General features: G+C 70.9%; 11 protein-coding genes. 8 read left to right on the top strand and 3 right to left on the bottom strand.

Annotated elements, in window-relative coordinates; all coding sequences use genetic code 11:
- Window positions 1-14 precede the first annotated feature (14 nt).
- From ABZ478_RS28325 to ABZ478_RS28295, 7 genes are all read left to right on the top strand, one after another.
- Window positions 15-584: a DUF6817 domain-containing protein gene (locus ABZ478_RS28325; protein WP_359553575.1), complete on the top strand. Its 570-nt coding sequence runs from the start codon at window positions 15-17 to the stop codon at window positions 582-584.
- A 100-nt stretch (window positions 585-684) separates the two neighbouring features.
- Window positions 685-1,695: a LacI family DNA-binding transcriptional regulator gene (locus ABZ478_RS28320; protein ID WP_359553573.1), complete on the top strand. Its 1,011-nt coding sequence runs from the start codon at window positions 685-687 to the stop codon at window positions 1,693-1,695.
- 209 nt (window positions 1,696-1,904) lie between these two features.
- Window positions 1,905-6,191, top strand: coding sequence for a discoidin domain-containing protein (locus ABZ478_RS28315; RefSeq protein ID WP_359553571.1), 4,287 nt, complete (start codon window positions 1,905-1,907; stop codon window positions 6,189-6,191).
- A 318-nt stretch (window positions 6,192-6,509) separates the two neighbouring features.
- Window positions 6,510-7,925, top strand: coding sequence for an extracellular solute-binding protein (locus tag ABZ478_RS28310; protein ID WP_359553569.1), 1,416 nt, complete (start codon window positions 6,510-6,512; stop codon window positions 7,923-7,925).
- Window positions 7,926-8,050: 125 nt separating this feature from the next.
- On the top strand, window positions 8,051-9,010 hold the full coding sequence (locus tag ABZ478_RS28305) for a sugar ABC transporter permease (RefSeq protein WP_359553567.1): 960 nt from the start codon (window positions 8,051-8,053) through the stop codon (window positions 9,008-9,010).
- Window positions 9,011-9,025: 15 nt separating this feature from the next.
- Window positions 9,026-9,901 carry a carbohydrate ABC transporter permease gene (locus ABZ478_RS28300; protein WP_359553565.1) on the top strand — a complete coding sequence of 292 codons (876 nt, stop codon included), beginning with the start codon at window positions 9,026-9,028 and terminating at the stop codon, window positions 9,899-9,901.
- Window positions 9,902-10,021: 120 nt separating this feature from the next.
- Window positions 10,022-11,626, top strand: a complete 1,605-nt coding sequence (locus tag ABZ478_RS28295; protein ID WP_359553563.1) for an alpha-amylase family glycosyl hydrolase — start codon at window positions 10,022-10,024, stop codon at window positions 11,624-11,626.
- 395 nt (window positions 11,627-12,021) lie between these two features.
- On the opposite strand, the gene ABZ478_RS28290 is transcribed toward ABZ478_RS28295, so the two are convergent.
- The 3 genes from ABZ478_RS28290 to ABZ478_RS28280 form a co-directional block, all read right to left on the bottom strand.
- Window positions 12,022-13,089, bottom strand: a complete 1,068-nt coding sequence (locus tag ABZ478_RS28290) for a MerR family transcriptional regulator (protein ID WP_359553561.1) — start codon at window positions 13,087-13,089, stop codon at window positions 12,022-12,024.
- Window positions 13,090-13,152: 63 nt separating this feature from the next.
- Window positions 13,153-13,992, bottom strand: a complete 840-nt coding sequence (locus ABZ478_RS28285) for a cytochrome c oxidase assembly protein (protein ID WP_359553559.1) — start codon at window positions 13,990-13,992, stop codon at window positions 13,153-13,155.
- Window positions 13,992-14,558 carry a DUF2243 domain-containing protein gene (locus ABZ478_RS28280; RefSeq protein ID WP_359553558.1) on the bottom strand — a complete coding sequence of 189 codons (567 nt, stop codon included), beginning with the start codon at window positions 14,556-14,558 and terminating at the stop codon, window positions 13,992-13,994. The genes ABZ478_RS28285 and ABZ478_RS28280 overlap by 1 nt, the downstream gene beginning before the upstream one ends.
- 207 nt (window positions 14,559-14,765) lie before the next feature.
- Here ABZ478_RS28280 and ABZ478_RS28275 point away from each other — a divergent pair.
- A partial coding sequence (locus tag ABZ478_RS28275; RefSeq protein WP_359553556.1) for a winged helix-turn-helix domain-containing protein occupies window positions 14,766-15,177 on the top strand: 412 nt, incomplete at its 3' end.

Here is a 15,177-nt window from a genome sequence, read left to right as displayed (position 1 = left end):
GGACGGAAGAAGGAATGGAACCGAACACCGGCACCCCGGCCGGCGCCGCCGACCGGGCCCTGGCCCTGCTCCGTGAGTGCGGCGCGGAGACCATGGCGCACCCCGGCGGCACCCTCCTCGCGCACCTGTGCCGGGTACAGGACCGGCTCGCGCTGTGGCAGGCCCGTCCGGCGCTCCGGCTGGCCGGACTCTGCCACGCGTTCTACGGCACCGACGGCTTTCCCGGCGCCCTGCTCCCGGTGACCCGCCGGGCGGAACTCACGGCGGTGATCGGCGACGAGGCCGAGTCGATCGTCCACCTCTACGCCGCCTGTGACCGCGCGGCCACCTATCCGGCCCTCGGGCGGCCCGAGGCCCCCTTCCACGACCGCTTCACCGGCGAGCTCCACGTGCCCGGGCCGCGGGCGCGCCGGGACTTCGCCGAACTGTCGGCCGCGAACGAACTCGACCTCGCCCGCCTCGACCCCGCCTTCCGTGACCGGTGGGGCGCCGATCTGCTCGCGCTTTTCACCCGGCTCCGGCCGCTGCTGAGCGCCGACGCCTGGCTCGACTGCCGCACCGTCCTCGCCACGCCCGCCCGATGACGCGCGCCGGGCGCCGCGGAGCCCAGGCTCACGTCGTCGCGTCCGGAACGGACGGCCATCTCCGCAATTCATTTGCGGAAATTGCGCTAGGCTTGCGTACATGACGCGACGACTTGCTCAGGTGGCTAAGAAAGTGGGGGTCAGCGAGGCGACGGTCAGTCGTGTCCTCAATGGCAAGCCCGGTGTCTCGGAGTCGACCCGCCAGTCCGTGCTCACCGCTCTCGACGTCCTCGGCTACGAGCGGCCCACCCAGTTGCGCGGCGAGCGGGCCCGGCTCGTCGGACTCGTCCTGCCGGAGCTGCAGAACCCGATCTTCCCCGCGTTCGCCGAGGTCATCGGCGCCGCGCTGGCCCAGCAGGGGCTGACCCCGGTGCTCTGCACGCAGACCAAGGGCGGCGTCTCCGAGGCCGACTACGTGGACCTCCTGCTCCAGCAGCAGGTGTCCGGCGTGGTCTTCGCCGGCGGTCTGTTCGCGCAGGCCGACGCCCCGCACGACCACTACCGGCAGCTCGCCGAGCGGGACATCCCGGTGGTCCTCGTCAACGCCTCCATCGCGGGCCTCGACTTTCCCTGTGTCGCCTGCGACGACGCCGTCGCCGTGGAGCAGGCCTGGCGTCACCTCGCCTCGCTGGGGCACGAGCGGATCGGGCTGGTGCTCGGCCCGAGCGACCACGTCCCCTCGCGCCGCAAGCTGGAGGCCGCCCGGCTGGTGGCCCGCCGCACGGGCGAGGAACTGCCGGACGAGTTCGTCGCGCGGTCGATGTTCTCGCTGGAGGGCGGGCAAGCCGCGGCCGCCCGGCTCCTGGAGCGCGGGGTGACCGGCATCGTGTGCGCGAGCGACCCGCTGGCGCTCGGCGCCATCAGGGCCGTGCGCAGGCGCGGACTCGCCGTCCCCGGGGACGTCTCGGTCGTCGGGTACGACGACTCCGCGTTCATGAACTGCACCGAGCCGCCGCTGTCGACGGTCCGTCAGCCCATCGAGGCGATGGGCCGGGCGGCCGTCGAGCTGCTGTGCGCCCAGCTCCAGGGCACCCGTTCGCACCCCGGTGAGCTGCTCTTCGAGCCCGAACTGGTGCTGCGCGGCTCCACCGCGCCCCCGCCCGCGGGCTGATCCCCTCCCCTCCCACTCCGGCCGGCACCGGGACACCGCCCCCGCGGTCCCGGTGCCGGTGTTTTCGTATGCCCTGATCCACAAGTTTTCGCGTCGACAGCGTAGACGACCCAACAGTCCTCTGGAACTCTCTGAGCGTTCAACGCAAAGAAGAGACATCCATGCGCTTCATTCGTGAGGCCGAGATTCGAGGGACTTTCGAGGGACTGATGAGAATCCGCAGAAGGGGATCGCGGTGCCTGAGTGCCGTGATCGTGACCAGCCTCCTGGCACTGGTCGGTCCGGTGATGACCGCCCACGCCGCCGGAGGACCGAACATCGCGCTCGGGGACAAGGCGTCCGCGAGCAGCGCCCACAGCGAGTACGCCGCCGGGAACATCACCGACGGCGACCAGGGCACCTACTGGCAGAGCGCCGGCTCGGACTTCCCCCAGTGGGTGCAGACCGACCTGGGCACGGCCGGGAACGTGGACGAGGTCGTCCTCAAGCTGCCCGCCGGGTGGGAGAGCCGGGCCGAGACCCTCTCCGTCCAGGGCAGCGCCGACGGCACGAGCTTCAGCACGCTGAAGACCTCCGCCTCGTACACCTTCAGCCCGGGCTCCGGCAACACCGTCACGGTCGCGTTCCCGGCGGCCCGGACCCGGTTCGTACGGATCGACGTCACGGAGAACACCGGCTGGCCGGCGGCCCAGCTCTCCGAGCTGGAGGTGCACGCCGCCGGTGAGTCGTCGGTGAACCTGGCCGCCGGCCGGACCTTCACCGCCGGCAGCCACACCCAGACCTACATCGCCGAGAACGCGGGCGACGGCAACCGGGCCACCTACTGGGAGAGCGCCGACAACGCCTTCCCGCAGTGGCTGCGCGCCGACCTCGGCTCCTCCGTCCGCGTCGACCGCGTGGTGCTGCGGCTGCCCGGGAGCTGGGAGAAGCGCAGCCAGACGCTGAAGATCCAGGGCAGCGCCAACGGCACCGACTTCACCGATCTGACCGCCTCCCGGGCCTACTCCTTCGACCCGGCGACGGGCAACTCGGCGACCGTCGCCCTCGACGCCACCACCACCCGCTACGTCCGGGTGCTCGTCACGGCGAACTCCGTCCAGCCCGGCGCCCAGATAGCCGAACTGGAGGTGTACGGCCCGGAGACCGGGGACACCCAGGCCCCCAGCGCCCCGGCGGGACTGGCGTACACCGAGCCCACGACCGGACAGGTCCGGCTGAGCTGGAACGCGGCCACCGACGACGTCGGCGTGACGGGCTACGACATCTACGCGGGCGGCTCGCTGCTGGCCGGCGTCGCCGGTGACGTCACCACCTACACCGACATCCGGCCGGCCGGCGAGACCGTCTCCTACTATGTGCGGGCCCGGGACGCGGCCGGCAACCAGTCGGGCAACAGCAACACCGTCACCCGCACCGGCGACAAGGGAGACACCCAGGCCCCGACCGCCCCGTCGAACCTGGCGTACACCGAGCCCGCGGACGGGAAGATCGAGCTCACCTGGACCGCCTCCTCGGACGACACCAAGGTCACCGGGTACGACGTCTACGCCGACAACACCCTGCGCGACAGCGTCGCCGGTGACGTCACCACCTTCACCGACACCCAGCCCGCGACGCGCACGGTGACCTACTACGTACGCGCCCGGGACGCGGCCGGCAACCGGTCCGCACCCAGCAACAGCGTGACCCGCAACGGCAGCGGCGGCACCGGTTCCGACCTCGCCGTCGGCAAGCCCGTCACCGCCTCCTCCGCGGTGGACCCCTACGCCGCCGCGAACGCCGTCGACAACAGCACGACGACCTATTGGGAGGGCGCCGCCGGCAGTTACCCGAACACGCTCACCGTCAAGCTGGGGGCCAACGCCGACGTGGACCGACTCGTCCTGAAGCTGAACCCGGACTCGGTCTGGGCCAAGCGGACGCAGACGATCGAGGTGCTGGGCCGGGAGCAGAGCGCCACGGACTTCACCTCCCTGGTCGCGGCGAGGAGTTACACCTTCGATCCGGCCGACGGCAACGCGGTCACCGTCCCGGTCTCCGCCCGGGTGGCCGACGTCCGGCTGCGGTTCACGGCCAACTCGGGTGCCACCGGCGGCCAGCTCGCCGAGTTCCAGGTGATCGGGGTCCCGGCGCCCAATCCCGACCTGGAGGTCACCGGCCTGACCGTGTCGCCCGCCGCGCCGGTCGAGTCGGACACCGTCGCCGTCTCGGCCACCGTGCGCAACAGCGGACCTGCCGCCGCCCCCGCGAGCAAGGTCGCCGTGACCCTCGGCGGGACCAAGGCCGCCACCGCCCAGGTCGGTGCCCTCGCGGCCGGTGAGAGGACCACCGTCACCGCCTCCCTCGGGCAGCGCGACGCGGGGACCTATCAGCTCGGCGCGGTCGCCGACGACGGTGACGCGGTCATCGAGCAGAACGAGTCCAACAACACCTACACCAGCCCGGCCCCGCTGGTGGTCAAGCCCGTCGACACCTCCGACCTCGTCGCCTCCTCGGTGACCACCTCGCCGTCCAGCCCGACGGCGGGCGACGACGTCACCTTCAAGGTGACCCTGAAGAACCAGGGCACCCGGGCCAGCGCCGCGGGCGCCCACGGCGTCACCGTCACCCTGACCGGCTCCAAGGGCGACACGGTCAAGACCCTGACCGGTTCCTACGACGGCACCTTGGCCGCGGGCTCCGCACAGGACGTGCGGCTGGGCCCGTGGACCGCCGCCAACGGCTCGTACACCGTGAAGACCGTCGTCGCCGACGACGTCAACGAGGTGCCGGTCAAGCGCGGCAACAACACCTCCACCCGGCCGCTGTTCGTCGGCCGCGGCGCGAACATGCCGTACGACATGTACGAGGCGGAGGACGGCACCGTCGGCGGCGGCGCCAAGGTGGTCGGGCCCAACCGCACCGTGGGCGACGTCGCGGGCGAGGCCTCCGGCCGCAAGGCCGTCACCCTGGACGCGACGGGGGAGTACGTCGAGTTCACCACCCGTGCCTCGACCAACACCCTGGTGACCCGCTTCTCCGTCCCCGACGCACCGGGCGGCAGCGGCATCGACACGACGATCGACGTCTACGTCGACGGCGTGTTCAAGAAGGCGCTGCCCCTGACGTCGAAGTACGCCTGGCTGTACGGGGCGGAGACCGCGCCCGGCAACTCCCCGGGCTCGGGGGCCCCGCGGCACATCTACGACGAGGCGCACATCCTCCTCGGCGAGACCGTGCCGAAGGGCAGCACCGTCCGGCTGCAGAAGGACGCCGCGAACACCTCCACGTACGCGATCGACTTCGTCAACCTGGAGCAGGTCGCGCCGGTCGCCAACCCCGACCCCGCCGCGTACGCCGTGCCCGGCGGATTCACCCACCAGGCTGTGCAGGACGCCCTGGACAAGGTGCGCATGGACACCACCGGCAAGCTCGTCGGCGTCTACCTGCCGCCCGGCGACTACGAGACGTCGAACAAGTTCCAGGTGTACGGCAAGGCCGTACGGGTCGTCGGCGCCGGACCCTGGTACACGACGTTCCACGCGCCGGCGGCGCAGGAGAACACCGACATCGGCTTCCGGGCCGACGCGACGGCCAAGGGCTCGCTCTTCAAGGGCTTCGCCTACTTCGGGAACTACACCTCGCGCATAGACGGCCCGGGCAAGGTGTTCGACTTCTCCAGTGTCTCGGACATCGTCATCGACGACATCTGGAACGAGCACATGGTCTGCCTGTACTGGGGGGCCGACACCGACCGGATCACCATCAGGAACTCCCGGATCCGCGACATGTTCGCCGACGGCATCAACATGACCAACGGATCCACCGACAACCTCGTGACCAACAACGACGCGCGCGCCACCGGCGACGACAGCTTCGCGCTGTTCTCGGCGATCGACGCGGGCGGCGCTGACGAGAAGAACAACGTCTTCGAGAACCTGACCAGCACCCTGACCTGGCGCGCCGCGGGCGTGGCCGTCTACGGCGGCTACAACAACACCTTCCGCAACATCCGCATCGCGGACACGCTGGTGTACTCCGGAATGACCATCTCCTCCCTGGACTTCGGCTACCCGATGAACGGCTTCGGGACCGACCCGACGACCTTCGAGAACGTGACGATCGAGCGGGCCGGCGGCCACTTCTGGGGTGCGCAGACCTTCCCGGGCATCTGGGTCTTCTCCGCGTCGAAGGTGTTCCAGGGCATCCGGGTCAACCACGTCGACATCGTCGATCCCACCTACAGCGGGGTGATGTTCCAGACCAACTACTCCGGCGGACAGCCGCAGTACCCCATCAAGGACACCGTCTTCACCGACGTCTCCGTCACCGGCGCCCGCAGGAGCGGGGACGCCTACGACGCCAAGTCGGGCTTCGGCCTGTGGGCCAACGAGATGCCCGAGGCGGGGCAGGGCCCCGCCGTGGGCGAGGTGACGTTCAACGGGCTGCGGATGAGCGGCAACGCGGTGGACGTGCGCAACACCACGTCCACCTTCAAGATCAACATCAACCCCTGAGATCGCCGCAAGCTGTTTGCGGCACTTTGCAGCAGACTTGCGTGTGATTCCTGCCCTCGTGGCGAGGGTGCCGCGGCCCGCCTCGGGTTCCTTTCGAGGCGGGCCGCAGGCTGCTTTGCCTTCGGCAGGCGGTAGTTAGGGCTGCGGCGCCGACTCCGGGCGTGCGACGTAGATACGGCGTCTGTCAAACAATTACGAAATTAGCGCGACATCTTGCGGCCTCTTGTTGATGGTGGTTGAGTGTGCGGCGCCCCACAACGCACCGAGTCGCACCGACGGTGGGGCGACCTCACCGTTCATGCCCGAAGGGGACCACCCATGAGAAGTGCCCGGTTCCGCCGTACCCGCCGCTCCGGCGCGGTCGCCCTCGTCTCCGCGCTCACCCTGACCGCGCTCGCCGCCTGCGGCACCAGCGCGAGCAACAACGGCGCCGGTGGTTCCGAAGGAGGCGGCTCCTCCGACCCGGCCGCCCCACTGGACCCCGAGGCCAAGGTGACGATCACCATCGACTGCATGCCCCCCGCGGCCAAGGCGGCCGAACTCAGGGAGTGGAAGCAGGACGTCGCGGAGTTCAACCAGAAGTACCCGAACGTCACCATCGAGGGCCGCTCCACCCCCGGCCAGTGCCTGGAGCCGCCCCGCTTCACCGCGATGCTGAAGGCCAAGTCCCAGCCCGACGTCTTCTACACGTACTTCACCGACCTGCCGCAGGTGCTCGACAACGACGGCGCCGCCGACATCACGGCCTACGTCAACGACCGGACGGTCCCGCTGCTGAAGGACATCGACCCGAACGTCCTCGGCTCGCTCAAGCAGGACGGCAAGCTCTACGGCCTGCCCACCAGCAACTACACCATGGGCCTGCTCATCAACCGCAAGCTCTTCAAGCGGGCCGGCCTGAACCCCGACTCACCGCCGCGCACCTGGGACGAGGTCCGCGCCGCGGCCAGGAAGATCGCCGCTCTCGGCAATGGCATCGCCGGCTACGGCGACTACAGCGCGGCCAACACCGGCGGCTGGCACTTCACCGCCCAGGTGTACAGCCTCGGCGGTGACATCGTGGACGCGAGCGGCAAGAAGGCCGCGTTCAACAACGACGTCGGACGGCAGGTGGCGCGCAACCTGCGGGCCATGCGCTGGGACGACGACAGCATGGGCAAGACCCAGCTGCTCAAGTGGGGTGACCTGCAGAAGCAGATAGCGAGCGACAAGCTCGGCATGTTCCTCGCCGCCCCCGACGACATCGCGTACATGGTCCAGCAACTCGGCGCCGAGTACGAGAACTTCGGCATGGGCCCGATCCCGGGCGAGAGGAACACCCTGGCCGGCGGCAACAACTACATGATCAAGAGCGGTATCTCGGGCGACAAGATCAAGGCCGCGGTCGCCTGGCTGAACTTCAAGAACCTCACCGTCGGCAAGGGCCAGTTCGAGTGGGCCCGCACCAAGGCCGACAAGCTCCCGGTCGGCGTCCCGCAGCCCAACTTCTGGCTGGGGGTGTCGAAGAAGAAGGACGACGCCGCACGGCTGGCGAACGCCACCATGCCGGTCGCCAACTTCAGGACGTTCATGGACAACCCGGTGCCCGGCAAGGCCGAACCGCCCAAGGCGCAGGAGATCTACAAGGTCCTCGACAACGTGATGTCCGGCATCCTCACCAACAAGGACGCCGATGTCGACAAGCTGCTCTCCACCGCCGAGTCCCAGGTGAACCAGGTTCTCGCCAACCAGTGACCGGTCCCCGGCGGAGGCGGGCCCACGGGCCGGCCCCGCCGGGAACACCGTGTCCGCGCCGCGGTCCTCCGGCCTCGCGGCCCGTGCGCCCCAGCAACCCGGCAGCCGAGCACCAAGGAGCGACGATGGCGGCCCCCAGTCTGACCCCGAGCACGGCGGACCCCGCCCGCCCGGCGCTTCCGCGCACGGCGGGCCCGCCACCACCCCGCGGCCGGTTCGCCCGGAGCCTGCGGCGCAACCTCACCGCCCACGGCTTCCTGATCGGCGCGGTGATCTGCTTCGCGGTGTTCTCCTGGTACCCGATGATCAGGGAGTTCGGCCTCGCGTTCCAGAAGACCGGCCACGGCGGGACCACCTGGGTCGGCCTGGACAACCTCGAAACCGTCTACCACGACCCCGCCTTCTGGCAGGCCTGGCGCAACACCCTGCTGTTCACGGCGCTGGCACTGCTCCTCGGTTTCGCGGTGCCCTTCGTCACCGCGATCGTCATCAACGAGTTCCGGCACGGCCAGGGCTTCCTCCGGCTCCTCGTCTACCTGCCCGTGATGCTCCCGCCGGTCGCCTCCGTGCTGCTCTTCAAGTACCTCTACGACCCCGGATACGGCCTGCTGAACGAGCTGCTGGGCTTTCTGCACCTGCCCGAGCAGCAGTGGCTGCAGGACCCCGGCCTGTCGATGCTGTCCGTCGTCATCGCCTCGACCTGGATGAACATGGGCGGCGCGACCCTGATCTACCTCGCCGCGCTCCAGGGCATTCCCGGCGAGCTGTACGAGGCGGCCGAACTCGACGGCGCCGGTCTGCTGCGCAAGATCTGGCACGTCACGATCCCGCAGACCCGGCTGATCCTGTCGCTGATGCTGCTGATGCAGGTCATCGCGACGATGCAGGTCTTCGTCGAGCCGTTCCTGCTCACCGGCGGCGCCGGACCCGAGGGGTCGACCACCACGGTCGTCTACCTGATCTACCAGTACGCCTTCAACTTCAACAACTACGGTGCCGCGGCGGCGCTCGGCCTGCTCCTGCTCGTACTCCTCGCCGGCTTCTCGGCGGCGTACGTGCGGCTCAGCCGCGCCGGCGACGAGTAGACGGGGGAGACCGGCATGTCGACACGCACACTCATCTCACCGGCCCAACTCGCCAGACCACGCGGGAAGTTCCTGTACTGGACAGTATTCGCCGTGGTCGTCGCGGCCTTCGCCGTGGTGTTCCTCGGGCCGCTGTACTGGCTGGCCTCCAGCGGCGTGAAGGACGCGCAGGAGGTGATCCGGACCCCGCCGACCCTGGTGCCGAGGTCCTTCACCCCGGGCAACTACACCCGCGCCTGGGACGTCATGGACCTCTCCCGGCTGCTGCTCAACACCACGTTCTACGCGTTCGGCGCACTGGCCTGCCAGCTCGTCCTGGACGTGGCCGCCGCCTACTCGCTGTCCAGGCTCCGCCCGGTCCTCGGCAAGGCGATCCTCGGCATGATGCTGGCCACGCTCATGATCCCGGCCACCGTGCTGGTCGTACCCCAGTACCTGACCGTCCTCGACGTGCCGGTCGTGCACCGGAACCTGCTGAACACGCCGTGGGCGATCTGGCTCCCCTCCGTCACCAACGCCTTCAACGTCTTCCTGCTGAAGCGGTTCTTCGACTCCATCCCCAAGGAACTCCTCGACGCGGCCGCCATGGACGGCGCCTCCCCGACGCGGATCCTGTGGTCGATCGTGCTGCCGGTCTCGCGGCCGATCCTCGGCGTGGTGTCGATCTTCGCGATCGTCGGCGTCTGGAAGGACTTCCTCTGGCCGATGCTCACCCTGCCCGACCCGTCGAAGCAGACCCTCAACGTGGGGATCTACTCGCTCTCCACCGGGGTCCCCGTGAACATCCTGATCGCCGCCCTGACCATCGCCTCGCTGCCGACACTGCTGATCTTCCTGGTCTTCCAGCGGAACATCATGAGCGGCCTGACCGCCGGCGGCCTCAAGGGCTGACCGCACCGCGCGCCCATCCCCGGCCGTCCCTTCCCCTCCAGCCTTCGCCGCCGGCCCGTCCGACGCCCCGCAGCATCCGGGCCGGCGGCGGAGATCCACCCTGCCCGAAAGGAACGTCAGTTGGCAGCCCCTCACTCGCCCCGCACCGACGACTGGTGGCGCGACGCCGTCATTTACCAGGTGTACCCGCGCAGCTTCGCCGACGGCGACGGCGACGGCACCGGGGACCTCGCGGGAGTCCGGGCGAGACTGCCCCACCTCGCACAACTGGGCGTCGCCGCCGTCTGGTTCACCCCCTGGTACGCCTCCCCGCTGGTGGACGGCGGCTACGACGTCTGCGACTACCGCACCATCGACCCGGCGTTCGGCACCCTCGCCGAGGCCGAGAAACTCATAGCGGAGGCCGCCGAACTGGGCATCCGCGTCATCGTCGACATCGTCCCCAACCACGTCTCCGACCAGCACCCCTGGTTCCGCGCCGCGCTGGAGGCCGGACCCGGCAGCCCCGAGCGGGAGCTGTTCCACTTCCGTCCCGGGCGCGGTGAGAGCGGCGACCAGCCGCCCAACGACTGGCCATCACAGTTCTCCGGACCCACCTGGACCCGGGTGCCCGACGGTGAGTGGTACCTGCACCTCTTCACCCCGGAGCAGCCCGACCTCAACTGGGCCCACCCCGCGGTCCGCCGGGAACACGAGGACATCCTGCGGTTCTGGTTCGAACGCGGCGTCGCCGGCATGCGCATCGACTCCGCGGCCCTGCTCGTCAAGGACCCCGCGCTCGCCGACTTCGAGGAGGGCGTGGACCCGCACCCGTACATCGACCAGGACGAGCTGCACGACGTCTACCGTTCCTGGCGGTCGATCGCCGACGAGTACGGGGCGGTGTTCGTCGGCGAGGTCTGGCTGCCGGACGCCGAGCGCTTCGCCCGCTATCTCCGCCCCGACGAACTCCACACCGCCTTCAACTTCAACTTCCTCGCCTGCCCCTGGGAACCGGACCGGCTGCGCAGCGCCATCGACGACACCCTCGCCGAGCACGCCCCCGTCGGAGCCCCCGCCACCTGGGTGCTGTGCAACCACGACGTCACGCGTACCGTCACCCGCTACGGGCGCGCCGACACCTCCTTCGACTTCGCCGCGAAGGCCTTCGGCACCCCGACCGACCTGGGGCTGGGCACCCGGCGGGCCCGAGCCGCCGCCCTGCTGACCCTGGCCCTGCCCGGTTCCGTCTACGTGTACCAGGGGGAGGAGTTGGGGCTGCCCGAGGCCGAGGTCCCGCGGACGAGCATCCAGGACCCGATGCACTTCCGCTCGGGAGGCACCGACCCGGGACGGGACGGCTGCCGCATCCCGCTGCCCTGGGAGGCCGGAGCCCCCTGGTGCGGTTTCGGTACGGGCGCCGAACCCTGGCTCCCGCAGCCCGAGGGCTGGGACCGCTACGCCGTCGACCGGCAGGCGGCCGACCCGGACTCGATGCTCGCGCTGTACCGAGCTGCCCTGCTCCTGCGCCGGTCCGTGCCCGGCTTCGGGGACGGACCCCTCACCTGGCTGCCGGCCGGTGGCGGCGTCCTGGCCTTCGCCCGGGAGCACGGACTGGTCTGCGTCGTCAACCTCTCCGGGCGACCGGCCGGACTCCCGCCGCACGACGAGCTGCTGCTCGCCAGCGGTCCGCTCGACGGCGCGGGCCGGCTGCCGCGGGACACGGCGGTGTGGCTGCGGACCTGAGCCCGGTGCCGGAACGGGGCCCCGGGCACTGCCTCACGGACACGTCCGGCGGCGGGTGCGTTGCGCGCGCCCGCCGACCTCACCAGGGGAACGCGCCGGACCCGCGAAAGGAGATCATCGCCAGGATGACCAGGGGGAGAAGGCCCAGCAGGACGACGGCGGCCAGCGCCTTCGCCCAACCGGCGGTCCTCCCGCGGCCGTCAGCCGGCACGACGGATCACGGCCTTCCCGCGCGGACGAACGTCTGCGCGTGGACGCTCGCACCGACCCCGTCGGCGTGACAGCTCTCGCGGCCGATGCACCGGCTTCCTCCCCGCTCGTAGCGGAGGTCACCGTACCCCGGGGGACGACGGCGGTCTCGTCCCCGCCCCTCCGGGGCCGTTGCCGCCCTCGCGTCAGTCCTCCAGGCGCACCGGCATCAGCAGCGAGAAGGTGTGCTCGTCGTCGGGGCGGCGGATCGCGAGGGGGGCCGTCGGGGACGTGGACTCCAGGACGAGGCGATCGCGGGCCCCGGCGTTCAGGGCCTGGAGGAGGTACTCGCGGTTGACGGCGATGCGGTCCTGGCCGGCCTCGGCGTCCTCGCGGACGGTCACCGTGCCGTCGTCCGTCAACTCGAGCACGCTCAACTCGGCTCCGGAGCCGTCCTGTTGGTGGACCGGGCCCGTCTCGACCGCCTTGCGGAGGGCGGGCGCGTCGACCTGGGCGCGGCTGCCCGCCGGCAGGTGGACCAGGCGGCGGTAGTCGGGGAACTCGTGGTCGAGACGGTGTCCGGCCACCTGGCGGTCGCCGGCCTCCAGGGTCACCCGGTCGCCGTCCAGTTCCAGCCGGACGGGCTCCTCGCCGCTCAGCAGCGCGCGCATGGCGTCGGCGAGCGGGGTGGGCACGACGGCCTGGACGCGCGGGCCGCCGTGCCCGGTGACCGCTGTCCGGGCGACGGCCATCCGGTAGCGGTCGGTGGCCACGGTGTGCAGTCCGTCGCCGTCGATGTCGAACAGGATGCCGCCGAGCACGGGCAGTTCGGGGTCGGTGCCGACCGCGAAGCGCACCGCGTCCAGGGCCGCCGCCAGTGCCGGTGCCGGAACGGACAGGTGCACGGGGGCGGTGTGGAGCGGGGTCATGTGGTTCTCCCTCTGGTCGAGTAGGGCTCGGAGTGTGGAGAACTCGCCGCGGGCATCGGTCAGTCCCGCCTCCAGCCGGCGCAGATGGGCCATCAGCAGCGTGCGGACCAGGCCGGTGTCGGCACCGGACCAGGCGGCCAGCACCAGACGGATGTCCGCCAGCGGCATGCCGGCCCGGCGCAGGCGCGCCAGCACGCGGGCCTCATCCAACTGCTCCTCGCCGTACCAGCGGTACCCGCTCACCGGGTCCACCCGGACCGGGACGAGCACGCCCGCCCGGTCGTAGAACCGCAGGGCGCTCACGCCCAGGCCGCTGGCGCGGGCCATCTCCCCGATACTGCGCATCTCGCTCTCCACACCCGGAACCCTGAGCCCTCGACCAGGTCGAGGGTCAAACCCGGCCGGGATTCAGTGTCCTGCCGTCGCGGCCGCTCCAGGACGTTCCGGCCGCGGGGCGGTCCTGGCGCGGCGCTCGGGCCGCCAGGTCGCCATGAGCGCTCCGGCCAGCACGAGTTCGGCGATGTCCCCGCCGTAGTACATGATCTCCGCGCCCTGCCGTACCTGTTCGACGGGGGCACGGATGTCGACGAAGAACCCGCCGTACACGGCCTGGGCGATCAGGGCGTGCGCGGCGATGGCGACGCCCAGGTACACCAGGCGGGTCCGGACTCCGGGGCGGTACGGCGCGGGGTCGGGGCCGGCGATGACGTGGGCGAACAGGCAGCCCGACGCCAGGAAGTGCGCCTGCATGAGCCAGTGCCCCAGGGGGTGGCCCATGGCGGCGTTGTACAACGGCGTGAAGTAGAGCAAGCCGAGGCTGCCGGTGCTCAGGGCGAGCGCCACCGCCGGATGCGCCAGTATCCGGGCCGGGGTGCTGTGGAGCAGCGCCGAGAGCGTGCGGGCCCGGGCGGCCGGCAGCGCTCGCAGCAGGAGGGTCACCGGCGCGGCCAGCACCAGTGCCGTCGGCGCGTACATCCCGATGAGCATGTGCTGGGCCATGTGCCCGCGGAAGTCGGAGTGCGCGGCGGACGACAGGGGCGGAAGAAGGGCGAGAGCGAGCAGGCACAGCCCGCCCAGGAACGATGCCGACCGCCAACCGTTCCAGCTCCGCGCGGGGTTGCGGCGCCGTGCGCGGTGCGCGGCGAGCAGATAGCAGCCGGCGGCGGCGAGCAGGACCGTCAGGATCAGCGCGGCCGGTACCACGGCGGACGCGCCGCCGCCACCGTCGTGGTGGTGCATGCCGTCCATCAGGCGTGGTCTCCGGCTCGCCCGGCGCCGCGCGGTGCCTCGGGGTCGAGAGGCGTTCCGCCACGCTGGACAAGGTGGCCGGCGAGCATGAGAAGGCCGCCCAGCACGAGGAAGCCGGCGTCCCACCACGCCTGGTGGGGCCCTCCGTGGACGTGGTGGATCCCCAGGACCTGGTGGTCCAGGACGCCCTCGACCAGGTTGAACAGGCCCCAGCCGAAGAGGATCCAGCCCCACAGGACCCGTGAGGTCCACACCGCCCGCCGGTTGTGCGTGATCCGCGAGTACAGCGCGGCCAGGCCCACGAGCACGGCGACCCAGCACACCGCGTGGAAGATGCCGTCCCACAGCGTGTTCATCTGCAGGCCCGAAACCGTGTGCGGGTCGTAGTACTTCACCCCGATGCGGTCGTGGTTGGTGCTGGTGAGCATGTGGTGCCACCGCAGGAGCTGGTGCAGCAGGATGCCGTCGAGGAACCCTCCCAGCCCCACGCCGAGGACGATCCCCGGTAACCGCAGACTGCTGGGCTCCGCGGTGAGCGACGGGGCTGTGCCTGGCATGGTGGCCATCGCCTGATCTCCGTTCGGTCGGCAGCACGGGACTGGTCCCGGGTCGTGTCCGCGCGGTCACGCCCGCGACGCGACCCAGGGCGTGCTCTTCCCGCACGGCCCGCCGAAATCACCCGGCCCGGTTGGGTTTCGGTCAACCGCCCGGCGCGCCGGAAAAGCTGGTCCAACCAGTTGACCAGTGGCCGCGGCCGGTCCACGCTGCTCGCCATGACACGGCACAGCATCCGGCGTGAAGCGGTCTCCGACCAGCTCTTCGCGGTCCTGCGCGACAGGATCCTCGACGGGGAACAGGCGCCCGGCTCGGCGCTCATGGCCGAACGGGAGCTGGCGGCCGAGTTCGGTGTGAACCGGCACGCCGTCCGCGAAGCCGTCAAACGGCTCCAGCAGGCGCGGCTCGTCCGGGTCAGTCACGGCGGGCGCACACTCGTCCAGGACTGGCGGCGCTCCGCGGGTCTCGACCTGGCCATGGGCATCGCGGCGGCCGACGCCGGGCCCTCGGTCGAGGACCTGGCGCGGGACGCCCTGGAGATGCGGGCGTGGGGGGGGGGCGCCGCGGCCCGCCGGTGGGGCGGGGGGCTGGAGTGCGCCGCGCGGGTGGCCGACCACGAGGGCGTGCCGG

This window comes from Streptomyces sp. NPDC005706 (genome assembly GCF_040631045.1).
Classification (GTDB): Bacteria; Actinomycetota; Actinomycetes; order Streptomycetales; family Streptomycetaceae; genus Streptomyces.
Note: the sequence above shows the minus strand (reverse complement) of the source record. Positions and strands in the feature narration are given on the sequence as shown.

Coding starts and splice junctions, on each gene's coding strand:
- ABZ478_RS28325 (WP_359553575.1), top strand. CDS start 15: ATGGAACCGAACACCGGCACCCCGGCCGGCGCCGCCGACCGGGCCCTG.
- ABZ478_RS28320 (WP_359553573.1), top strand. CDS start 685: ATGACGCGACGACTTGCTCAGGTGGCTAAGAAAGTGGGGGTCAGCGAG.
- ABZ478_RS28315 (WP_359553571.1), top strand. CDS start 1,905: ATGAGAATCCGCAGAAGGGGATCGCGGTGCCTGAGTGCCGTGATCGTG.
- ABZ478_RS28310 (WP_359553569.1), top strand. CDS start 6,510: ATGAGAAGTGCCCGGTTCCGCCGTACCCGCCGCTCCGGCGCGGTCGCC.
- ABZ478_RS28305 (WP_359553567.1), top strand. CDS start 8,051: ATGGCGGCCCCCAGTCTGACCCCGAGCACGGCGGACCCCGCCCGCCCG.
- ABZ478_RS28300 (WP_359553565.1), top strand. CDS start 9,026: ATGTCGACACGCACACTCATCTCACCGGCCCAACTCGCCAGACCACGC.
- ABZ478_RS28290 (WP_359553561.1), bottom strand. CDS start 13,089: ATGCGCAGTATCGGGGAGATGGCCCGCGCCAGCGGCCTGGGCGTGAGC.
- ABZ478_RS28285 (WP_359553559.1), bottom strand. CDS start 13,992: ATGGACGGCATGCACCACCACGACGGTGGCGGCGGCGCGTCCGCCGTG.
- ABZ478_RS28280 (WP_359553558.1), bottom strand. CDS start 14,558: ATGGCCACCATGCCAGGCACAGCCCCGTCGCTCACCGCGGAGCCCAGC.